The organism is Micromonospora sp. DT46 (assembly GCF_049841735.1).
Taxonomy (GTDB): Bacteria; Actinomycetota; Actinomycetes; order Mycobacteriales; family Micromonosporaceae; genus Micromonospora; species Micromonospora reichwaldensis.
Window position 1 is genome coordinate 1 of the sequence record NZ_JBNCKW010000003.1, and the last position, 24,693, is coordinate 24,693.

A 24,693-nucleotide genomic window follows, 5' to 3' on the forward strand; every position below is an offset into this window, starting at 1 on the left:
GCGGATGTGCGGTGGGATCGGTTTGTGCCGTCGTTCACGGCGTTGCGTCCGTCGCGTCTGTTCACCGACATCCCCGAAGCACAGCCCGCACAGGCCGAGGAGACGCCGAAGGGCGAGGACCGCGGCGCGGCGTCGGCGCTGCGCGAGCGGCTCGCCGCCGCCTCCGGGCCGGAGCGCGACCGCATCCTGCTCGACCTGGTCCGCAGCACCGCCGCGGCGGTGCTGGGACACGCCACGCCGAGCGGGATCAGGCCCGCCCGCGGCTTCCTCGAACTGGGCTTCGACTCACTCACCGCCGTCGAGCTGCGCAACCGGCTGACCGCCGCAACGGGCATCGGGCTGCCCGCCACCCTCGTCTTCGACCATCCCACCCCGAACGCGCTCGCCGGTCACCTGCGGGCCGAGTTGGCGCCCGAGCAGCCGGCGTTGCCGATCGTGGCCGAGATCGAACGCCTCGACAAGCTCCTCGGCGGGCTGCCGGGCGACCAGGTCGACGACGCGGTCGTCGGTCGGCTGGAGGACCTGCTGGCCAGGTGGCGGGGACGACCCGCCGCCACCGCATCCGCGCCGGCCGCCCCGGAGGAGTTGGAGTCGGCGAGCCGGGACGAGCTCTTCGACATCATCCAGCGGGAGTTCGGCAAGTCCTGAGCGGACACTGCCCGACCCCGGGCAGGACGGGCCGGGGAAAGGGACACCTGGCGGCGCCGGACGCCTGACCGGCGCCGTCGGGCAGGTGCGGCTGCCTAGGGGTGCACGGATCCCGTCTAGGGGTGTGCCGGTGCGGGCCCGGCTCCGTAGGGTCGGAGCCCGTCAGGCCGTCTCGCCCTGCCCACCGGCAGCCGAGCGGTACGGATGTGGGTGCGTGCGGTACCCCGGATGGACGGGAGGTCCGCATGGCCGGATCCGGCCTGCCTCAGTTGCTCGCCATCAGTGACCTGCACGTGGTCCACGCGGAGAACAAGGCGATCGTCGAGCGGCTGCGGCCGGAGCGCGACGGCGACTGGCTCATCGTCGCCGGCGACGTCGGGGAGTTCGTCGCCGACATCGAGTGGGCGCTGGGACTGCTCAGCAACCGGTTCGCCAAGGTGATCTGGGCCCCCGGCAACCACGAGCTCTGGACCCCCCGCGAGGACCCGATCCAGCTGCGGGGAGACGCGCGCTACCAGCACCTGGTGGAGCTGTGCCGCGGGCTCGGGGTGGTGACTCCGGAGGACCCGTACCCCGTCTGGGACCCGCAGGGCGACGACCCGGTCCTGATCGCGCCGCTGTTCCTGCTCTACGACTACAGCTTCCGGCCGGCCGGGACGTACACGAAGGAGCAGGCCCTGGCGCGGGCCCACGAGGTCGGCGTGGTCTGCACCGACGAGATCCTGCTGCATCCGGACCCGTACCCGACGCGCGACGCCTGGTGCCGGGCGCGGCTGGCCCTGACCGAGCGCCGGCTCACCGCCGAGCGCAACGGGCTGCCCACCGTCCTGGTCAACCACTTCCCGCTCGTCCGCGAACCCACCCGGATCCTGCGGTACCCGGAGTTCGCGCAGTGGTGCGGCACCGAGGCCACCGCCGACTGGCACGTCCGGTTCGACGCCCGCGTCGCCGTCTACGGCCACCTGCACATCCCGCGCACCACCTGGTACGACGGGGTCCGCTTCGAAGAGGTCTCGGTGGGCTACCCACGGGAGTGGCGTCGCCGCTCGACGCCGCCGGGGCGGCTGCGCCGCATCCTGCCGGCGGTTGCCGGACAGCCCGCCTGAGCGCCGTCGCGATGCTGGTCACCGCTTTGTCCGGGACCCGCCGCGACGGCCCTCACGGGCCGGTCGATCAGGGGTTCTCTAGGGGTTGGGCGCGTGATGGGCGCTCAGTACCGTCCAGTCACGGTGGCGGGCATGTGTCGGCGGGACGGCCCGGCGTGGCGGGCGCCTGAGCAGGCACGACAACCGGAATCAGGAGCAGGTGTCGGGATCGTTGGCCGAACGGCCATGTCTCCACCCACCTGTGCACGAAGCCGGTCCGTCGGCGGTGGTGTGGTCAACGAATCGGCAGATTCCGATCGATAGCAAGCTCTGGGCGGGTGGGTCATGGCGGACGAAGACAAGCTCCTCGAACACCTGAAGTGGGTGACCTCCGAGCTCCGCCTGGCGCGCCGGCGCCTGACCGAGCTGGAGAACGAGGACGCCGAGCCGATCGCGATCGTCGGCATGGCCTGCCGGTTCCCCGGCGGGGTCGCCTCGCCGGAGGACCTCTGGGAGCTGGTCGCGGGCGGGGTGGACGCCACCGGCACGTTCCCCGACGACCGGGGCTGGGACCTCGACGGGCTCTACGACCCCGACCCGGACCACCCCGGCACCACCTACAGCAACCGGGGCGGCTTCCTGCGCGACGCCGGCCTGTTCGATCCGACCCTGTTCGGCATCTCGCCGCGCGAGGCGCTGGCCATGGACCCGCAGCAGCGGCTCCTGCTCGAGGTGACCTGGGAGGTCTTCGAGCGGGCCGGCATCGACGCCGCGTCGGTGCGGGGCAGCCGTACCGGGGTGTTCGTCGGCACCGCCGGGCAGGACTACACGTCGGTGCTGCGGCAACTGCCCGAGGGCACGGAGGGCTACGTCCTCACCGGCACGGCCGCGAGCGTCATGTCCGGCCGGCTGGCGTACTCCTTCGGGCTGGAGGGCCCGGCCGTCACGATCGACACCGCCTGCTCCTCGTCGCTGGTCGCCCTGCACCTCGCCGGTCAGGCCCTGCGCGACGGCGAGTGCTCCCTCGCCGTGGCCGGCGGCGTCACCGTGCTCGCCACGCCCGGCGCCTTCGTCGAGTTCTCCCGCCAGCGGGGGCTCGCCTCCGACGGCCGGTGCAAGGCCTTCTCCGCCGACGCCGACGGGACCGGCTGGTCCGAGGGCGTCGCCATGCTGCTCGTCGAGAAGCTCTCCGACGCCCGGCGCAACGGTCACCCCGTCCTGGCGGTGATCCGGGGCAGCGCCGTGAACCAGGACGGCGCCAGTAGCGGCCTGACGGCCCCCAACGGTCCCTCCCAGCAGCGGGTCATCCGGCAGGCGCTGGAGAACGCCCGGCTCAGCCCGTCCGACGTGGACGTGGTCGAGGCGCACGGCACGGGCACCCGGCTGGGCGACCCGATCGAGGCACAGGCGCTGCTTGCCACGTACGGGCAGGGACGGTCCGCCGACCGGCCGCTGTGGCTGGGGTCGCTGAAGTCGAACATCGGCCACCCGCAGGCCGCGGCCGGCGCCGGCGGCGTCATCAAGATGGTGATGGCGATGCGGCACGGCGTGCTGCCGCCCACCCTGCACGTGGACCGGCCGTCCCCGCACGTCGACTGGTCGACGGGGGCCGTGTCCCTGCTGGACGAGGCGCGCCCCTGGGCGGGCGGCGACCACGTCCGCCGGGCCGCCGTGTCGTCCTTCGGCATGAGCGGCACGAACGCCCACCTGATCCTGGAGCAGGCCCCGGCGCCCGACCCGGCTGCCGACGAGGCCACGCCGTCGCGCCGTCCCGTCGTCGCGCCGGTGCTGCTCTCCGCCGCGCAGCCGGCCGCGCTGTCCGCGCAGGCCGGCCGGCTGGCCCGTTGGCTGGGCGACGACGAGGAGCCGCGCCCGCTCGACGTGGCCTGGTCGTCGGTGGTGTCCCGCTCGGCGCTCGACCGGCGTGCGGTGGTGCTCGCCGAGGACCGTGCGGGCCTGCTGGCGGGCCTGGAGTCCCTGGCGGCGGGAGCGCCGTCGGGCACGGTGGTCGCGGGCCAGGCCGGGGACCGGGGTCCGCTGGCGGTGCTCTTCTCCGGCCAGGGCGCGCAGCGCGCCGGCATGGGCCGGGAGCTGTACGCCGAATTCCCCGTCTTCGCCGCCGCGTTGGACGAGGCGTGCGGGCACCTGGACCGGGTGCTGCCGGCCCCGCTGAAGGAGGTGCTGTTCGCAGCCGAGGGTTCCGCCGAGGCGGAGCTGCTGGACCAGACCGCGTTCACCCAGGCCGGGCTCTTCGCAGTCGAGGTGGCGCTGTTCCGCCTGGTGGAGTCGTTCGGCGTGGTGCCGGACTTCGTGGGCGGGCACTCGATCGGCGAGGTCGCCGCGGCGCACGTGGCCGGGGTGCTGTCCCTCCAGGACGCCTGCCTGCTGGTGGCGGCGCGGGGCCGGTTGATGCAGGCGCTGCCGGAGGGCGGCGGCATGCTCGCCGTGGCCGCCGACGAGGCGGCGGTGGTCGAGTCGATCGCCGGGCTGACCGACCGGGTCGGCGTCGCGGCGGTGAACGGCCCGACCTCGGTCGTGGTCTCCGGCGCCGTCGACGCGCTGGACGAGGTGGAGCGGGCCTGGCGGGACCGGGGTGTGCGTACGCGCCGGTTGACCGTCAGCCACGCGTTCCACAGCCCGCTGATGGAGCCGGTGCTGGAGCGCTTCCGCGGCATCGTCGAGCGGCTGGACTTCGCCGCGCCCGCGCTGCCGATCGTGTCGAACCTGACCGGGGCGCTCGCCGACGCCGACGAGATCCGCACCGCCGACTACTGGGTACGGCACGTGCGTGAGGCGGTGCGCTACGCCGACGGGATCGGGGCCCTGCGGGACGCGGGGGTCGACACGTTCCTGGAGGTCGGCCCGCAGAGCGTGCTGACCGCGATGACGGCGGACGCCCTGCCCGACGACGACGTGCTGACCGTCGCCGCCCAGCGCCGGGACCGGCCGCAGGCGCAGGCACTGCTGGCGGCGCTGGCCGAGCTGCACGTGCACGGCGTCCCGGTCGCCTGGCAGGAGTGGTTCGCCGACACCGGCGCGCGCCGCGTGGACCTGCCCACGTACGCCTTCCAGCGGGAGCGGTTCTGGCCCGAGGTGGTGCCGTGGCGCGTCGGCGACGTGTCGGGTGCCGGCCTGGGCGTGGCGGGGCACCCGCTGCTCGGCGCCGCGGTGCGCCTCGCCGGTGACGACGAGGTCGTGCTGACCGGCCGGCTGTCGGCGTCGACGCACCCGTGGCTGGCCGACCACGTGGTCGGCGGTGCCGTGGTGGTGCCGGGCACCGCCCTGGTCGAGCTGGCGGTGCGCGCCGGCGACGAGGTGGGCGCGTCGCGCGTACGGGAGCTGACCGTGGCGGCGCCGCTGGTGCTGCCGGAGTCCGGGGCGGTACGCGTGCAGGTGCGCGTCGGCGCGGCCGACGACTCCGCCGTCCGGTCGGTGTCCGTGTACTCCCAGCCGGAGGACGACGACTCCGAGTGGACGCGGCACGCCGACGGTGTGCTCGAACCGGTGTCGGCCGACGAGCCGGGCGTCGGCGCGTGGCCGCCGGCGGGCGCGACCGAGGTGGACCTGACCGGGTGGTATCCGGCGCTGGCGGAGCACGGCCTGTCGTACGGGCCGGTGTTCCAGGGCGTGCGGCGGGCCTGGACGGCCGACGGTGCGGCGTACGCCGAGGTGGCGTTGCCGGACGGCGCGGCTGGCGACGCGAGCGCGTTCGGGGTGCACCCGGCGCTGCTGGACGCCGCCCTGCACCCGGTGGCCCTGCTGCTGGCGGCGGAGCCGGCGGGCGGGCCCCGCGTGCCGTTCGCGTTCGAGGGCGTGCAGGTGCACGCCTCGGGCGCCAGGACGCTGCGGGTGCGGCTGACCCGGGACGGCTCCGGGGTGCGGCTGGTCGCCTGCGACGGCTCGGGCGCGCCGGTGGTGTCGGTGGACTCCCTGGTGCTGCGGGAGATGACCGCGACGGCGACCCGGAGCGGCGCCGCCCGGTCGCTGTACGAGGTGTCCTGGCAGGCCGAGCAGATCGACGGCGTCGACGACCTTCCGGGGTGGGCGGCGCTGGGCCGGCCGGCATCGGACGCGCTGCCGGAGGTGCCGGTCTACGCGGACGTGGCGGCCCTGGCGGCGGGCGGGGCCACCGCCCGGCAGGTGCTGCTGACGGTGCCCGCCGGCGAACCCGGCGTCGCCGTGCCGGAGGCCGTGCGGACGGTCACCGGCGGTGTGCTGGACGTGCTGCGGTCCTGGCTCGCCGCCGAGCCGCTGGCGGACACGAAGCTCGTGGTGGTGACCCGGGGCGCGGTGGCCGCCGGGGACGACGACCAGGTCACCGACCTGGCCGCCGCCGCCGTCTGGGGCCTGCTGCGCTCGGCGCAGTCGGAGCACCCGGGGCGGATCGTCCTCGCCGACGTCGAGGGCGAGTTGACCCCCGCGACCCTCGCCGTGCTGGCCGGCGCCGCCGTCGACCCGTCGGTCTCCGGCGGCCAACTCGCGGTGCGCGGCGAGCGCACCCTCGTGCCGAGGCTGGCGCGGCCCGTGGGCGACGAGCTGACCCCGCCGTCCGGACCGTGGCACCTCGCCCCCGTCACTCCCGGCACCCTGGACGGGATCGGGCCGGTCCGGGCCACGCCCGGGGAGCTGGACGCGGGCCAGGTGCGCGTCGCCGTGCGCGCGGCCGGCGTGAACTTCCGGGACGTGCTGATCGGCCTGGGGATGTATCCGGATCCGGCGGCCGTGATGGGCAGCGAGGGTGCGGGCGTCGTGGTCGAGGTCGGCCCCGGCGTGACCGACCTGGCGCCCGGCGACCGGGTGATGGGCATGTTCGAACTCGGGTTCAGCCCGCAGGCGGTCGCCCACCGCCAGCGCATCGCCAAGATGCCCGCCGGCTGGTCCTTCACCCAGGCGGCATCCGTCCCCCTGGTCTTCCTGACCGCGTACTACGCGCTGCGCGACCTGGCCGGGCTGCGGGCGGGCGAGTCGGTGCTGATCCACAACGGCGCCGGTGGCGTCGGCATGGCCGCCATCCAGCTCGCCCACCACCTCGGTGCCACCGTCCACGCGACCGCCAGCCCCGGCAAGTGGGGTGTGCTGCGGGGACTCGGGGTGGCGGGGGAGCGGATCGCGTCGTCGCGGACCACGGAGTTCGAGCAGGTCTTCGGCGCGGCCACGGGCGGCGCCGGGGTGGACGTGGTGCTCGACGCGTTGGCCGGTGAGTTCGTCGACGCGTCGTTGCGGCTGCTGCCGCGCGGTGGCCGGTTCGTGGAGATGGGCAAGGCCGACGTGCGCGACCCGGAGACGGTCGCCGCCGACCACCCGGGCGTGACGTACCGCGCGTTCGACCTCAACGAGGCGGGCAGCACCCGCATCGGCGAGATGCTCACCGAGATCCTCGACCTCTTCGCGCAGGGCGCGCTGCGCCCGCTGCCCGTACGGGCGTGGGACGTGCGTCAGGCCCGGCAGGCGCTGCGGCACGTCAGCCAGGCCCGCCACGTCGGCAAGGTGGTGCTGCGCATCCCCGCGCCCGTGGACCCCGACGGCACCGTGCTGCTCACCGGCGCGGCCGGGACCCTGGCCGGCGTACTCGCGCGGCACCTCGTCGCCACCGGCCAGGCCCGCCGCCTGCTGCTGGCCTCCCGCCGCGCACCCGGCCGGGACGACGGGTACGCCACCCTGGTCCGGGAGCTGACCGACGCGGGCGCCGACGTCACCGCCGTGGCCGTCGACGTCAGCGACCCCGCGCAGGTCACCGAGCTGGTCGCCGGGATCGACCCGGCGCACCCGCTGACCGCGGTGGTGCACACCGCCGGCGTGATCGCCGACGCGACCATCGGTTCGTTGGACGAGTCCGCCCTGCGTACGGTGCTGGCGCCGAAGGTGGACGCCGGCTGGGCGTTGCACGAGGCGACCGCGCACCTGGACCTGTCGGCGTTCGTGTTGTTCTCGTCGGTGGCGGCCACCCTCGGCTCCCCGGGGCAGGGCAACTACGCCGCCGCGAACGCGTTCCTCGACGCCCTCGCGCAGCACCGCCGCCAGCAGGGCCTGCCCGCCACCAGCCTCGCCTGGGGCATGTGGGCCACCGACAGCACGATGACCGCGCACCTCGACGGCGACGACCAGCAGCGGCTGCGGCGGGTCGGGATGAGCCGGCTCTCCCCGGCCGAGGGCGCCGAACTCTTCGACGCCGCCCTGCCGGCGGTCCAACCGGTCGTCGTCGCGGCCCGCCTCCACGTCACGGGCGAGGCGAGCGCTGTACCGCCGCTGATGCGGCACCTGCTGCGCGGCGGCGGCCGACGCCGCACCGCCACCGACCGGCCGAGCGCCGGGGCGTCGTGGCGGGAGCGGCTCGACGGCCTGTCCGAGGCGGACGCCCGCCAGGCGCTTGTCGACCTCGTCTGCGGCCAGGCCGCCACGGTGCTGGGGCACCCCTCGGCACAGGCGGTCCCCGCCGCCCGCGCCTTCAAGGACCTGGGCTTCGACTCGCTGACCTCGGTGGAGCTGCGCAACCGGCTGGGCGCCGCCACCGGGCTGCGGCTGACCGCCACGCTGGCCTTCGACCACCCCACCCCGGCCCGGCTCGCCGAGCACCTGTTCGCGCAGCTCGGCCGGGCCACCGGCGCCGGAACCACCGTCCGTACCGTCGTCACCGCCGACGCCGACGAGCCGATCGCCATCATCGGCATGGCCTGCCGCTACCCGGGCGGCGTCGCCACCCCCGAGCAGCTGTGGCAGCTCGTCACCTCCGGGTCCGACGCCATCGGCGGCTTCCCCACCGACCGCGGCTGGGACCTCGACCGGCTGTACGGCACCGACGGCGACCAGGCCGGCGGCACCGTCACCGACCAGGGCGGCTTCCTCTACGACGCGGCCGACTTCGACGCCGGCTTCTTCAACATCAGCCCCCGCGAGGCCCTCGCCATGGACCCGCAGCAGCGGCTGCTGCTGGAGACCGCCTGGGAGAGCTTCGAGTACGCCCGCATCGACCCCGCCGCGCTCGGCGGCACCGCCACCGGTGTCTTCATCGGGGCCGCCTCCTCCGGCTACGCCACCAGCGGCCGTGACGACCTGGACGGCCTCGAGGGGCACCTGCTCACCGGGACGGCCGGCAGCGTCGCCTCCGGGCGGGTCGCCTACATGTTCGGCCTCGAAGGCCCGGCGGTCACCGTCGACACCGCCTGCTCCTCGTCGCTGGTGGCGTTGCACCTCGCCGCCCAGGCGCTGCGCGGCGGCGAGTGCGACATGGCCCTGGCCGGCGGGGTGGCGCTGATGGCGCAGCCCGGCATGTTCTCCGAGTTCTCCCGGCAGGGCGGCCTCGCCCCGGACGGGCGGTGCAAGGCGTTCGCCGCCGGGGCCGACGGCACCGGCTGGTCCGAGGGCGTGGGCATGCTGCTCGTGGAGCGCCTCTCCGACGCCCGGCGCAACGGGCACCGGGTGCTTGCCGTACTGCGCGGCTCCGCGATCAACCAGGACGGCGCGTCCAACGGGCTGACCGCCCCGAACGGCCCGTCGCAGCAGCGGGTGATCCGGCAGGCCCTGGAGAACGCGCGGCTGAACCCGGCCGACGTGGACGCCGTCGAGGCGCACGGCACCGGCACCGTCCTCGGCGACCCGATCGAGGCGCAGGCGGTGCTGGCCACCTACGGGCAGGACCGTGCCGCCGCCGAGCCGCTCTGGCTCGGCTCGATCAAGTCGAACATCGGCCACTCCCAGGCCGCGGCCGGGGTGGCCGGCGTGATCAAGATGGTGCTGGCGATGCGGCACGGCGTGCTGCCGCCCACCCTGCACGTGGACGAGCCGTCGCCCCACGTCGACTGGAGCGCCGGGGCGGTCGCCCTGCTCACCGAGGCCCGTCCGTGGCCGGCGGTGCAGCGGCCGCGCCGGGCCGCCGTGTCGTCGTTCGGCATCAGCGGCACCAACGCGCACACCATCATCGAGCAGGCGCCCGACGAGCCGGCCCCGGCGACGACCCCGCCGGCGGGGGACCTCCCCGGCCTGGTCGGCCCCGCCGCCGTACCCCTGCTGGTCTCGGGCCGCAGCCCCCGCGCGCTCGGGGCGCAGGCCGCCCGGATCGGCGAACGGCTGTCCGGCGACGCCGACCTGGACCTGCGGCACCTCGGGTTCTCCCTGGCCGCGCAGCGGGCGCACCACCCGTACCGGGCGGTCGTCGTGGCCGCCGACCGGGACGACGCGGCCGCCCGACTGGCCGCCCTCGCCTCCGCCGACGGCACGCCGGCCGGCGCGGACACGGCGTCGAAGGTCGTCTTCGTCTTCCCCGGCCAGGGCTCCCAGTGGAAGGGGATGGCCCTGGACCTGCTGGAGACCTCGCCGGTCTTCCGGCAGCGGATGGGGGAGTGCGCCGAGGAGCTGTCCCGACTGGTGGACTGGTCCCTCACCGACGTGCTCCGGGAGGCGCCCGGTGCCCCGCCCCTGGACCGGGTGGACGTGGTCCAGCCGGTGCTCTTCTCCGTCATGGTGTCCCTCGCCCAGCTCTGGCGCTCGTGCGGCGTCGTGCCGGCCGCCGTCGTCGGGCACTCGCAGGGTGAGATCGCCGCGGCCTGCGCGGCCGGCGCGCTGACCCTCGCCGACGCGGTACGGCTCGTCGTGGCCCGCAGCCGTGGCCTGCTGGCCATCTCGGGCCGGGGCGGCATGGTCTCCGTCCCGCTGCCGGCCGCCGACACCGAGCAGCTCATCGCGCAGTGGCCGGGCACCCTCTCCGTGGCCGCCCTCAACGGCGCCGCCGCGACCGTGGTCTCCGGTGACGCGGCGTCGGTCGCCGAACTGCTCGCGCACTGCGCCGAGCGGGACATCCGGGCCCGCGCGATCGCCGTCGACTACGCCTCACACTGCGACCACGTCGACGCCGTACGCGACGACCTGGTGGCCGCGCTCGGCACGGTCGACTCCCGTTCGACCGGGGTGGCCTTCCACTCGACGGTCACCGGCGAGCCGATCGACACCGCGGAGCTCGACGCGGGCTACTGGTACCGCAACCTGCGGGAACCGGTCCGGCTCGCGCCGGTGCTGGACCAGCTGATCGACCAGGGCTTCCGGGTCTTCGTCGAGGTCAGCCCGCACCCCGTGCTGAAGGTGGTGGTCCAGGACGCGCTGGAGAAGGCCACCGGCGCCGTCGACGCGGGCGTCGTGGTCGGTTCGCTGCGCCGCGACGAGAACGGGCCGCACCAGCTCCTGACCGGCCTCGGTGACCTGCACGTCGCCGGGGTGCCCGTCGACTGGGCGGCGGTGTTCGCCGGCTCCGGCGCCACCGGCGTCGACCTGCCGACGTACGCCTTCCAGCGGGAGCGGTTCTGGCCGGCGGTGGACCACTCCGCCGGCGGCGACGTGTCCGGCGCGGGCCTCGGGGCGGCGGGACATCCGCTGCTCGGCGCGGCGGTACGCCTCGCCGGTGACGACGAGGTCGTGCTGACCGGCCGGCTGTCGGTGTCGACGCACCCGTGGCTGGCCGACCACGTGGTCGGCGGTGCGGTGCTGGCGCCGGGCACCGCGCTGGTGGAGCTGGTGGTGCGCGCCGGCGACGAGGTGGGCGCGTCGCGGGTACGCGAGCTTACGGTGGCGGCGCCGCTGGTGCTGCCCGCCTCCGGCGCCGTCCGCGTGCAGGTACGCGTCGGCGCGGCCGACAGCTCCGGCGTCCGGTCGGTGGCGGTCCACTCGCAGCCCGACGGCGACCCGGAGGCCGACTGGACGCGGCACGCCGACGGTGTGCTGGAGCCTGCCGCCGACGAGCCGGAGGTGGGCGCCTGGCCGCCCGCCGGGGTGCCCGAGGTGGACCTCGCCGGCTGGTATCCGGCGCTGGCGGAGCGGGGCCTGACCTACGGCCCGTCGTTCCAGGGGCTGCGCCGGCTGTGGGCCGCCGGCGACCACGCGTACGCCGAGGTCGCGTTGCCGGACGAGGCGACCGCCGACACCGACCGGTTCGCCGTGCACCCGGCGCTGCTGGACGCCGCGCTGCACCCCGTGGGGCTGCTGCTGGCGGACCGCTCCGGCGGGCCGCGGGTGCCCTTCGCCTTCGAGGGCGTGCAGGTGCACGCCTCCGGCGCCCGGGTGCTGCGGGTGCGGTTGACCCGGACGGGTTCCCGCGTGCGGCTGGTGGCCGGCGACGAGTCGGGCGCGCCCGTGGTGTCGGTGGACGCGCTCGCGTTGCGGGAGATGACCGCGTCCGCCGGCCAGGACCCCACCGAGCGGGCCCTGTTCGAGGTGACGTGGCAGCCCGAGCGGGTCACGCCGGCGCGCGACGTCACCGGCTGGATGCTGCTCGGCGACACCGAGGTGCCGGCAGACCTGTCCACGCCGGCGTTCCCGACCGTCGACGACCTGGTCACGGCGATCTCCGGCGGCGTGGTCGAGGCGCCCCGCGCGCTGCTGCTTCCGGTCCGAGCGGACACGCCGGACGCCGGACTGCCCGACCTGGTGGGCACGGTCACCGCCCAGGTGCTGGACGTGCTGCGGTCCTGGCTGGCCGCCGAGGCCCTGGCCGACACGAAGCTGGTGGTCCTGACCCGCGGCGCGGTGCTCGCCGCACCGGCCGACGCGCTGCGGGACCTGGCCGGCGCGACGGTCTGGGGCCTGCTGCGCTCGGCGCAGTCGGAGCACCCGGGACGGATCGTCCTCGCCGACGTCGACGGCGCGCTCACCCCGGCGACCCTCGCGGTGCTGGCCGCGGTGGCCGATGACCCGTCGGCCACCGGCGGCCAGGTGGCCGTACGCGGCGACGAGGTGCGCACCCCGCGCCTGGGCCGGCCCGTTGGTCCGGCCGCCGAGGAACTCGTCGCGCCGGCCGGGCTGTGGCAGGTCGGCGCGGTGAGCCCCGGCACCCTCGACGGGATCGGCATGGTGCCCGCCACGCCCGTCGCCCTGGACGCAGGCCAGGTGCGCGTCGCCGTGCGCGCGGCCGGCGTGAACTTCCGCGACGTGCTGATCGGCCTGGGCATGTACCCGGATCCGGCGGCCGTGATGGGCAGCGAGGGTGCGGGCGTCGTGGTCGAGGTCGGCCCCGGCGTGACCGACCTGGCGCCCGGCGACCGGGTGCTCGGCATGTTCGAGCCGGCCTTCGCCCCCGAGGTGGTCGCCGCCCGCGACCTCGTCGCGAAGATCCCCGACGGCTGGTCCTTCACGCAGGCCGCGTCGGTGCCGGTGGTGTTCCTGACCGCGTACTACGCGCTGCGCGACCTGGCCGGGCTGCGGTCCGGCGAGTCGGTGCTGATCCACAACGGCGCCGGTGGCGTCGGCATGGCCGCCATCCAGCTGGCCCGGCACTGGGGCGCGACGGTGTACGCCACCGCCAGCCCCGGCAAGTGGGGCGTGCTGCGTGGCCTCGGGGTGGCCGGGGAGCGGATCGCGTCGTCGCGGACCACGGAGTTCGAGCAGGTCTTCGGCGCGGCCAGCGGTGGTGCCGGGGTGGACGTGGTGCTCGACGCGTTGGCCGGTGAGTTCGTCGACGCGTCGCTGCGGCTGCTGCCGCGCGGTGGCCGGTTCGTGGAGATGGGCAAGGCCGACGTGCGCGACCCGGAGACGGTCGCCACCGACCACCCCGGCGTCAGCTACCGCGCGTTCGACCTCAACGAGGCCGGACACCCGCGGATCGGCGAGATGCTGACCGAGATTCTCGACCTGTTCGCGCAGGGCGCGCTGCGTCCGCTGCCCGTACGGGCGTGGGACGTGCGCCAGGCCCGGCAGGCGCTGCGGCACATCAGCCAGGCCCGCCACATCGGCAAGGTCGTCCTGCGGGTGCCCGCGCCCGCCGACCCCGACGGCACCGTGCTGCTCACCGGCGCGGGAGGCGCCCTCGCCCGGGTGTTCGCCCGGCACCTGGTCGCCACCGGTCAGGCGCGGCACCTGCTGCTGGCCTCGCGCCGTGGCCCCGAGCAGTACCAGGACCTGGTCGAGGAGCTCACCCGGGCCGGTGCCCGGGTCACCGCCGGCACCGCCGACGTGACCGACCCCCGGCAGGTGACCCGGCTGCTGGAACTGGTGGACCCGGCGCACCCGCTGACTGCGGTGGTGCACACCGCCGGCGTGATCGCCGACGCGACCATCGGTTCGTTGGACGAGTCCGCCCTGCGTACGGTGCTGGCGCCGAAGGTGGACGCCGGCTGGGCGTTGCACGAGGCGACCGCGCACCTGGACCTGTCGGCGTTCGTGCTGTTCTCGTCGGTGGCGGCCACCCTCGGCTCGCCGGGGCAGGGTAACTACGCGGCGGCGAACGCGTTCCTCGACGCCCTCGCGCAGCACCGCCGGCAGCAGGGGCTGCCCGCCACCAGCCTCGCCTGGGGACTGTGGGCCACCAGCAGCGCGATGACCGCGCACCTGCACGGCAACGACCACCGCAAGGCGATCCGCGCCACCAGCGCCCCGCTGACCGACCAGCAGGGCGTCGCGCTCTTCGAGGCGGCACGGCAGCGCGGCAGCGCCCACCTCGTACTCATGAACCTGCCGCCGGCAAGCGCACGCCCGGCCGGCGGCACCGTGCCCAGCCTGCTGCGTGACCTGGTCCGCACCTCCGCTCCGGCCCGCCGCGCGGTGGGTCGGGGCACGGCCGACACCGCGTCGGTGCGGGACCGCCTGGCGATGCTCAGCCCGGCCGAGCGGCGCAACCACCTGCTCGACCTGGTGGCCGCGAACGTCGCCAGCGTGCTCGGGCACCGCTCCGCGGAGAACGTCGACCCTCACCGCGCCTTCAAGGAGTTGGGCTTCGACTCGCTCACCTCCGTCGAACTGCGCAACCGGCTCTCCGCCGCGACCGGGCTGCGGCTGCCCGCGACCGTGGCGTTCGACCACCCGGCCCCCGCGGTGCTCGCCGACTTCCTCGACCGGGAACTGGGCGGCGGTTCGGACGCCGCCCGCCCGGCCGCGGTCGGTACGGCCGCCGCGCTCGACGAGCCGATCGCCATCATCGGCATGGCCTGCCGCTTCCCCGGCGAGGTGCAGACCCCCGAGCAGCTCTGGCAGGTGGTCACCGCCGGCGCCGACGTCATCTCGCCGTTCCCCACCGACCGGGGCTGGGACCTGGACGACCTGAGGGCCAGCGGCGGGGACGACACGTCCGTACCCCGCCAGGGCGGCTTCCTGCACGACGCCGCCCAGTTCGACGCCGCCTTCTTCGGGATCTCGCCCCGGGAGGCGCTGGCCATGGACCCGCAGCAGCGGTTGCTGCTGGAGACGTCCTGGGAGGCCTTCGAACGGGCGGGGATCGACCCGCACTCGGCGCGGGGCAGCAGCACCGGCGTCTACGTCGGTCTCATCTACCACGACTACGCCTCCCAGGCCGCCGGAACGACCGACGAGGTGGACGGCTACGTCGGCAACGGCAGCGCGGGAAGCGTCGCCTCGGGACGCATCTCGTACCTGTTCGGCCTCGAAGGCCCCGCGGTCACCGTCGACACCGCCTGCTCGTCGTCGCTGGTCGCCCTGCACCTGGCCACCCAGGCGCTGCGGCAGGACGAGTGCCGGCTCGCGCTCGCCGGCGGGGTGAGCGTGATGTCCACCCCCGGCATGCTGACCGAGTTCTCCCGGCAGCGCGGCCTGTCGCCCGACGGTCGGTGCAAGGCCTTCGGCGCGGGCGCCGACGGCACCGGCTTCGCCGAGGGCGTCGGCATGCTCCTGCTGGAGCGCCTCTCCGACGCGCAGCGCAACGGCCACCGCGTCCTCGCCGTCGTGCGGGGCAGCGCGGTGAACCAGGACGGCGCCAGCAGCGGCCTGACCGCGCCGAACGGCCCCGCCCAGCAGCGGGTCATCCGGCAGGCGCTGGCGAACGCCCGGCTGACCCCGGGCGACGTCGACGCCGTCGAGGCGCACGGCACGGGCACCGCGCTGGGCGACCCCATCGAGGCACAGGCCCTCCTGGCCACGTACGGGCAGGACCGGCCGCAGGACCGGCCGCTGTGGCTCGGTTCGATCAAGTCGAACATCGGTCACGCCCAGGCGGCGGCGGGCGTCGCCGGGGTGATCAAGATGGTGCTGGCGATGCGGCACGGTGTGCTGCCGCCGACCCTGCACGCGGACGAGCCGTCGCCGCACATCGACTGGACCGCCGGCGCGGTGGCCCTGCTCACCGGCGCCCGGTCGTGGCCGGCCGTCGACCGGCCGCGCCGGGCCGCGGTGTCGTCGTTCGGCATCAGCGGCACCAACGCGCACACGATCATCGAACAGGCGCCGGAGTTCGTCCCGCCGCCCGCCGGGCCGCCCGCGGCGTCCCCCGTCGACCTGGTCGCGGGCGTCCTCTCGGCCCGTGACGACGCCGCCCTGCGCGAGCAGGCACGCCGGCTGCGGGGCCTGCTGGACGACGAGCCGGACCTGACGCTCGCCGACGTCGCCCACGCGCTCGCCACCCGCCGCACGGCCTTCGAACACCGCGTGGTGCTGCTGGCCCGGGACCGCGACGACCTGCTCACCGCCCTCGACGCGGTGGCCGCCGACCAGCCCTCGGCCGCCGTCGTCCACGGCGTGGCCCGCGGCGGACGCACCGCGATCCTCTTCTCCGGCCAGGGCGCCCAGCGCCCCGGCATGGGGCGCGAGCTGTACGACGCCCACCCGGTCTTCGCCGCCGCCCTCGACGAGGTGTGCGGGCACCTGGACCAGCACCTGCCCCGTCCGCTGCGCGAGGTGCTGTTCGCCGAGGCGGGCACGCCGGAGGCGGAGCTGCTGGACCAGACCGTCTTCACCCAGGCCGGGCTGTTCGCCGTCGAGGTGGCCCTGTTCCGGCTGGTCGAGTCGTTCGGCGTCCGGGCGGACCTGGTGGCCGGGCACTCGATCGGCGAGGTGGCCGCCGCCCACGTCGCCGGGCTGTTCAGCCTCGCCGACGCCTGCGCGCTGGTCGGGGCCCGTGGCCGGCTCATGCAGGCCCTGCCGCAGGGCGGCGGGATGCTCGCGGTCGGCACCGACGAGCAGGCCGTCGTGGAGTCGTTGGCAGGGCTCACCGACCGGCTCGGCGTCGCGGCGGTGAACGCCCCGACCGCCGTGGTGGTCTCCGGCGAGGTCGGGGCCCTCGACGAGGTGGAGCGGACCTGGCAGGACCGGGGCGTACGCACCCGCCGGCTGAACGTCAGCCACGCCTTCCACAGCCCGCTGATGGAGCCGATGCTGCGCGAGTTCCGGCAGGTGCTCGACACCCTGACGTTCCACTGGCCGGCCCTGCCGATCGTGTCGAACCTGACGGGCGAGGTCGCCGACCCCGACGAGATCGGCACCCCCGACTACTGGGTCCGGCACGTGCGCGAGACCGTCCGGTTCGCCGACGGGGTCGCCAGCCTGCGTACGCGCAACGTCCGGGTCTTCCTCGAACTGGGCCCCGACGCGGTGCTCGCCGGCATGGTGCGCGGCTGCCTGCCCGACGACGGCGAAACCCTCCCGGCGGCCGTCGTGGCGAGCCTGCGCCCGGGCCGCCCGGAACCGGTGTCGCTGATGAACGCGCTGGCGGAGCTGCACGTGCACGGCGTGCCGGTCACCTGGACCGACCTCCTGCCGGGCACCGCGACCCGCCCGGTGGACCTGCCGACGTACCCGTTCCAGCGGCAGCGGTTCTGGCCGGCGGTGGGGCGGCTGCGGGCCGGTGACGTCAGCGGCGCGGGCCTCGGTGTGGCGGGGCACGGCCTGCTCGGCGCGGCGGTCGACCTCGCCGGCGACGACGAGGTGGTGCTGACCGGCCGGCTGTCGCTGGCCACCCACCCCTGGCTGGCCGACCACGTGGTCTCGGGCGTGCCGCTGGTCCCCGGCACGGCGCTGGTGGAACTGGCCGTGCGCGCGGGCGACGAGGCGGGCGTGTCCCGGCTGCGTGACCTGGCGGTGCTGACGCCGCTGGTGCTCCCCGACGCGGGCGCCGTGCGGATCCAGGTCCGGGTGTCGGCGGGCGACTCGTCGCAGCGTCCCGTCGCCGTCTACTCGCGCCCCGACGACGACCCCGAGGCGGGCTGGCTCCAGCACGCCGAGGGTGTGCTGGAACCGGCGACGGCGGACGAGCCGAGGACGGGCACCTGGCCGCCGGCCGGCGCGACCGAGGTCGACCTGGCGGGCTGGTACCCGGCGCTCGTCGCGCGCGGCCTGGCGTACGGGCCGGTGTTCCAGGGTCTGCGACGCGCGTGGGTGGGCGACGGCGAGGTGTTCGCCGAGGTGGTCCTGCCGGACGACGCGGCGGCGGGCATCGACAGGTTCGGGGTGCACCCGGCGCTGCTGGACGCGGCCCTGCACCCGGTCGCCCTGCTGCTGGGCGAGGAGCCGGGCGGGCCACGGGTTCCGTTCGCGTTCGAGGGCGTGCAGGTGCACGCCTCGGGTGCCACGGTGCTGCGGGTCCGGTTGTCCCGCAGCGGCGCCGGCGTGCGGCTGGTGGCGTGCGACGAGGTGGGCGCGCCGGTGGTGTCGGTGGACTCCCTCGTCCTGCGTGAGCTGGCTGGCACGGCCACGGCGGGTGTGGCGTCCCGGTCGATGTTCGAGGTGGTCTGGCAGGCGGAGGAGACCGAACCGGTCGACGACGTGTCGGGTTGGGCGGTGCTGGGCGGTCCGGCCCTGCCGGGCGTTCCCGGCGGTCCCTCCGCCGAGACGATCAGGCAGCTGCTGGCCGCGATCGACACCGGCACCGCGCCGCCGCGCCGACTGCTGTTCACGCCGACCGGGCCGGACGCCGGCGACGTCGACGCGGCGCAGCGGGCCCGGGCCATGACGGCGGACGTGCTGGGCCTCGTGCAGGCGTGGCTGGCCGCGGACGTCCTGGCGGATTCGAAACTGGTGGTGGCCACCCGACGCGCCGTGTCCGTCGGCGACGAGGACCAGGTGACGGATCCGGCCGCCGCGGCGGTGTGGGGTCTGCTGCGTTCGGCGCAGTCCGAGCACCCGGGCCGCATCGTCCTGGCCGACGTGGACCGTGGCGTGAACCCCGGCGTGCTGGGCACCCTGACCCGCTATGCGGCGGACCCGACCGGCGGCCAGGTGGCCGTCCGTGGCGGCGAGGTCTTCGTGCCGCGCCTGGTCCGTGCGGTGGTGCCGGCGTCGGCGCAGGCGCCGGCCGTCGGTGACGGCGTGGTGCTGGTGACCGGCGGTACGGGCGCGCTCGGTGCGCTGGTCGCGGAGCACCTGGTGTCGGTGCACGGCGTGCGCTCGCTGGTGCTCGTGTCGCGGCGCGGCCCGGAGGCCGAGGGCGCCGGCGAGCTGACCGGGCGGTTGACCGCGCTGGGCGCCGACGTACGGATCGTCGCCTGTGACGTGACGGACCGGGACCAGGTGTTCGGCCTGGTGGCGGAGATCGGCGCCGAGGGTCGCCTGGCGGGTGTGGTGCACACGGCCGGTGTCCTGGACGACGGTGTCGTGGAGGGGCTGACGGCGGAGCGGCTGGCCGGGGTGTTGGCGCCGAAGGTGTCGGCCGGGTGGTTCCTGCACGAGGCGACGGCGTCCCTCGCGCCGGATCTGGACGTGTTCGTGGTGTTCTCGTCGGTGGCGGGGGTGCTGGGTTCGCCGGGGCAGTCGGCGTACGCGGCGGCCAACGCGTTCCTGGACGGGCTGGCGGTGTGGCGGCGCAAGTCGGGCCTGCCCGCGGTCAGCCTGGCGTGGGGCATGTGGGACACCGCCGGCATGGCCGCGTCGATCGGTGGCGTCGAGCGGGCCCGCTCGGCGCGCGCCGGCCTGCGGGGCATGAACGCCCGGACCGGTCTGGAGCTGTTCGACGCCGCCCTGGGCGCCGGCCGGCCGGCCCTGGTGCCGGCCGTGATCGACGTGCCCGCGCTGCGCGCGGCGGCCTCCGGCGGGATGGTGCCGCCGATGCTGCGGGTCCTCATCGGCACGGCGAACACCCGCCGCCAGGCGGGCAAGGGCGGTGACGGCTGGGCCGACCGGCTGGCCAGGCTCAGTGAGGAGAACGGCCTCACCGAGGTGGACCAGCTGGTGCGGGGTCTCGTCGCGCAGGTGCTGGGGCACGGCGGCGCCGAGGCGGTGCCGGCGGACCGGGCGTTCCGGGAGCTGGGCTTCGACTCGCTGACCGCCGTCGAGCTGCGCAACCGGGTCAACGGCGCGACCGGCCTGCGGCTGGCCTCGACCCTGGTGTTCGACTACCCGACCCCGCAGGCCCTGACCGCCCACGTGTACGCGGAACTGGTCGGCGAACGGCTCGCCGCCGTCGTCTCCGACGAGCCGGCCGGCGGCGACGCCGACGAGCCGATCGCGATCGTGGGCATGGCCTGCCGCTACCCCGGCGGCGTCCAGTCACCCGACCAGCTGTGGAAGCTGGTCAGCACCGGCGGGGAGGGCGTCGGCGAGTTCCCGGCCGACCGCGGCTGGGACCTCGACACGCTCTTCCACCCCGATCCGGACCACCCCGGGACGTCGTACACCCGGCACGGCGGTTTCCTGTACGACGCTGGCGCGTTCGATCCCGCGTTCTTCGGCATCTCGCCGCGCGAGGCCCTCGCCATGGACCCGCAGCAGCGGTTGCTGCTGGAGGCGTCGTGGGAGACGTTCGAGTCGGCGGGGCTGGACCCGTCGCGGCTGCGGGGCAGCCGGACGGGCGTGTTCGCCGGCGTCATGTACCACGACTACGCGAACCGGCTCATGGAGCTGGCCGGCGAGGTCGAGGGCTACGTCGGCACCGGCAACTCGGGCAGCGTGCTGTCGGGTCGGGTGGCGTACACGTTCGGGCTGGAGGGCCCGGCGGTCAGCGTCGACACGGCGTGCTCGTCGAGCCTCGTGGCGCTGCACCTGGCGGTGCAGGCGTTGCGCTCCGGCGAGTGCGATCTGGCGCTGGCCGGCGGCGTGACGGTGATGGCGACGCCGGGGACGTTCATCGAGTTCTCCCGGCAGCGGGGCCTGTCGGCCGACGGCCGGTGCAGGTCGTTCGCGGCGTCGGCCGACGGCACGGGCTGGTCCGAGGGCGTGGGCGTGCTGCTGGTGCAGCGCCTCTCCGACGCCCAGCGGGAGGGTCGGCGCATCTACGCGGTCGTGCGGGGCACGGCGGTGAACCAGGACGGCGCGTCGAACGGGCTGACCGCGCCGAACGGCCCGTCGCAGCAGCGGGTGATCCGGCAGGCGCTGGCGAACGCGCGGTTGACCACCGCCGACGTGGACGCCGTGGAGGCGCACGGCACGGGCACGACGCTGGGTGACCCGATCGAGGCGCAGGCGTTGTTGGCGACGTACGGGCAGGAGCGTCCGGGGGATCGGCCGCTGTTGTTGGGGTCGGTGAAGTCGAACATCGGGCACACGCAGGCTGCTGCCGGTGTGGCTGGTGTGATCAAGATGGTCATGGCGATGCGCCACGGTGTGGTGCCGTCGACGCTGCACGTGGACGAGCCGTCGCCGCACGTGGACTGGTCGGCCGGGGCGGTCGCTCTCACCACCGAGGCGACGCCGTGGCCGGCTGTGGACCGGCCGCGTCGGGCGGCGGTGTCGTCGTTCGGCATCTCCGGCACGAACGCGCACGTGATCATCGAGCAGCCGCCGGCCGAGCTGGTCGAGGGCGAGATCGTCGCCGGGAACGTACCGCCGCTGGTGCCGGTGCTGCTGTCGGCCCGCGACGGCGCGTCGCTGGTCGCGCAGGCGGGCCGCTGGGCGAGCTGGCTGGCCGCCGACGGCGGCGTACGCCCGCTGGACGCGGCGTGGTCGAGCGTGGTGTCCCGGTCGGTGCTGGAACATCGCGCGGTGGTGGCCGGGACGGGCCGCGACGAGCTGCTGGCGGGCCTGGAGGCGCTGGCGGCGGGTGAGCCCTCCGGCGGGGTCTTCGCGGGCCCGGGTGGGCCCCGGGGCCAGCTGGCGCTGGTGTTCTCGGGCCAGGGCGCGCAGCGCGCCGGCATGGGCCGGGAGCTGTCCGAGGCGTTCCCGGTGTTCGCGGCAGCCCTGGACGAGGTGTGCGGACACCTCGACCCGTTGCTGCCGGGTGCGCTGCGGGAGGTGCTGTTCGCCGAGGCGGGCAGCCCCGAGGCGGAGCTGCTGGACCAGACCGTCTTCACGCAGGCCGGTCTGTTCGCGGTCGAGGTGGCGCTGTTCCGGCTGGTGGAGTCGTTCGGCATCGTGCCCGACATGGTCGCCGGCCACTCGATCGGCGAGGTGACGGCCGCGTACGTGGCCGGGGTGCTGTCCCTGGCCGACGCGTGCGCTCTCGTTGCCGCGCGGGGCCGGCTGATGCAGGCGCTGCCGGCCGGTGGCGGGATGCTGGCCGTGGCCGCCGCCGAGGACGCGGTGACGGAGTCGATCGTCGGTCTGGCCGACAAGGTCGGTGTCGCGGCGGTGAACGGGCCGACGTCGATCGTCGTGTCCGGCGCGGTGGAGGCCCTCGACGAGATCGAGCGCGACTGGCGGGACCGGGGCGCGCGTACCCGACGGCTCGCCGTCAGCCACGCGTTCCACAGCCCGCTGATGGAGCCGATGCTCGCCGAGTTCCGGACGGTCCTGGACGGGTTGACGTTCGCCGCGCCGGCGCTGCCGATCGTGTCGAACGTGACCGGCGCGCTCGCCGACGCCGACGAGATCCGTACGGCCGACTACTGGGTGCGCCACGTCCGTGAGGCCGTCCGCTACGCCGACGGGGTCACCGCCCTGCGGGCCGCCGGGGTGGACACGTTCCTGGAGATCGGGCCGCAGAGCGTGCTGACCGCGATGGCGGCGGACATCCTGCCGGACGACGACGACGTCCTGTCGGTCGCCACCCAGCGTCGGGACCGGTCGCAGGCCCAGGCGCTGCTCGGCGCGCTGGCGGAACTGCACGTGCACGGCGTGCCGGTGACCTGGCAGGAGTGGTTCACCGACAGCGGGCCGCGGCGGGTCGACCTGCCGACGTACACCTTCCAGCACCAGCGCTACTGGCCGGAGCCGGCGAGCCGGCCGCGTACGAGGACGGCCGACAGCGTCGACGCCGACTTCTGGGCCGCCGTCGAGCAGGGCGACCTGAGCGCCCTCGCCACGCAGTTCGGCGACGACGGCGCCGCCCTGGACGCCCTCACCCCGGCCCTGCCGGTCCTGTCGACCTGGCACCGGGCGCGGACGCGGCGGGCGGTCGTGGACGCCTGGTCGTACCGGGTCGGATGGAAGCGGACCGACATCACCGCCGAGCCGGCGCGGCCCGGCGTGTGGCTGCTCGTGACGGCGGAGGACGACCTGACGGACGGCACCCGCGCGGAGGCGGTCACCAAGGCCCTCGCCGAGGTCGGCGCCGACGTGGTCCGGCTGACCGTCGACCCGGTCGGCACCGACCGGGCGGAACTCGCCCGCCGGCTGGCCGACGCGCTGGCCGACGGGCCCGTCACCGGCGTGCTCTCCCTGCTCGGCCTCCGCGACCAGCCGCACCCCGCCCACCCGGCCGTACCGGTCGGGACGGCCGCCACGCTGCTGCTGCTCCAGGCCCTGCACGACGCCGGGGCGACGACCCGGCTGTGGTGCCTGACCCAGGGCGCGGTCAGCACCGGCGACGGGGACGCGGTGCACGGCGTCGCCCAGAGCGGGCTGTGGGGCCTGGGGCTCGTGGCGGGCCTGGAACACCCCCAGCTCTGGGGTGGACTGGTGGACCTGCCCGAGCAGGTCGACGCGACGGCGTGGGACCGGCTGGCGCGGGTGGTGACCGGCGCCGGCGACGAGGACCAGCTGGCCGTACGCCCCTCCGGGGTGTTCGTCCGCCGCCTGGTCCGGGCGGCACCCGCCGCCCCCGACACGGCGGAGCGGTGGCGGCCGTCCGGCACGGTGCTGGTTACCGGCGGCACCGGCGCCCTGGGCGCCCACGTCGCCCGGTGGGCGGCGGCCAACGGCGCCGCGCACGTCGTGCTGACCAGCCGCCGGGGCGAGCGTGCCCCCGGGGCGGTGGAGCTGCGCGATGAGCTGACCGCGCAGGGCGTACGGGCGTCGGTCGTGGCCTGCGACGTGGCCGACCGCGACCAGGTGGCGGCACTGCTGGCCCGGCTGGACGAGGACCCCGCGCCGTTGACGGCCGTGGTCCACGCGGCGGGTGCCGGCGAGCCCGGCCTGATCGCCGACACCGACCTGGCCGCGTTCGCCGGGGTGCTCGACGGCAAGGTCGCCGGCGCGGTGCACCTGGACGCGCTGCTCGCCGACCGGCCGTTGGACGCCTTCGTGCTGTTCGCCTCCATCGCCGGGGTGTGGGGCAGCGGCGGGCAGTCCGCGTACGCCGCCGGGAACGCCTTCCTGGACGCGCTCGCGGAGCAGCGTCGCGGGCGGGGCCTGCCGGCGACGTCCGTGGCCTGGGGGCCGTGGGCCGACGGCGGCATGGCCACCGGCGAGGCCCAGCAGCTGCTGGCCCGGCGCGGCCTGACCGCCATGGCACCGGCCAAGGCCGTGCACGCCATGCGGTACGCCGTGGGCCTGCCCCGGGCGGCGCTGACCGTGGTGGACGTCGACTGGGCGGTCTTCGCCCCGGCGTACGCCTCGGCCCGCCCCCGGCCGCTGCTCGACGACATCGCCGAGGCCCGCGAGGCGCTGCACGCCCAGGCCGGGGAGCAGCAGCCCGGCGGGGCCGTCGACGCCCTGCGGGAGCACCTGCTCACGCTGCCCCGGCCCGAGCGGGTCCGGCACCTGGTCGATCTCGTCCGCACCCACGCCTCCGCCGTGCTCGGCCACTCGGGCACGGACCGGGTCAAGCCGCAGCGCGCCTTCAAGGAGCTCGGGTTCGACTCGCTGACGGCGGTCGAGCTGCGCAACCGGTTGACCGGGGCCACCGGCCTGTCGCTGCCAGCGACCCTCGTCTTCGACTACCCGAACCCGGCCGTGCTCGCCGAGAACCTGCTCGACGGCCTGCTGCCCGAGGGGGCACAGGCGGACGGCGGCGACCCGGCGGAGGCGGCCGTCCGGCAGGCGCTCGCGGCGATCCCGCTGACCCGCCTGCGGGAGGCCGGGCTGCTGGACCTGCTGCTCAACCTCGCCGACGCCGACGGCGGCGACGGTGACGAGTCCACCGACGAGGACCTGGACCTCGACGACCTCGACACCGACGCCCTCGTCAGGCTGGCGCTTGACGGAACCGATTCCTGACCGTTGTCCCCAG

Annotated in this window: 3 protein-coding genes; all 3 read left to right on the forward strand. The window is 75.7% G+C overall.

Annotated features, from left to right (window positions below; all coding sequences use genetic code 11):
• Positions 1-24: 24 nt before the first annotated feature.
• The 3 genes from ACLQ20_RS08435 to ACLQ20_RS08445 all read left to right on the forward strand — a co-directional run bounded on the left by ACLQ20_RS08435 (position 25) and on the right by ACLQ20_RS08445 (position 24,680).
• The gene (locus ACLQ20_RS08435) at positions 25-648 is read left to right on the forward strand and encodes a phosphopantetheine-binding protein (protein ID WP_425854858.1); all 624 of its coding nucleotides are present in this window, start codon (positions 25-27) and stop codon (positions 646-648) included.
• 245 nt (positions 649-893) lie between these two features.
• Positions 894-1,754: a metallophosphoesterase family protein gene (locus ACLQ20_RS08440; RefSeq protein WP_327028040.1), complete on the forward strand. Its 861-nt coding sequence runs from the start codon at positions 894-896 to the stop codon at positions 1,752-1,754.
• Positions 1,755-2,078: 324 nt separating this feature from the next.
• The gene (locus ACLQ20_RS08445) at positions 2,079-24,680 is read left to right on the forward strand and encodes a type I polyketide synthase (protein ID WP_425854860.1); all 22,602 of its coding nucleotides are present in this window, start codon (positions 2,079-2,081) and stop codon (positions 24,678-24,680) included.
• The last annotated feature ends 13 nt before the right edge of the window (positions 24,681-24,693 follow it).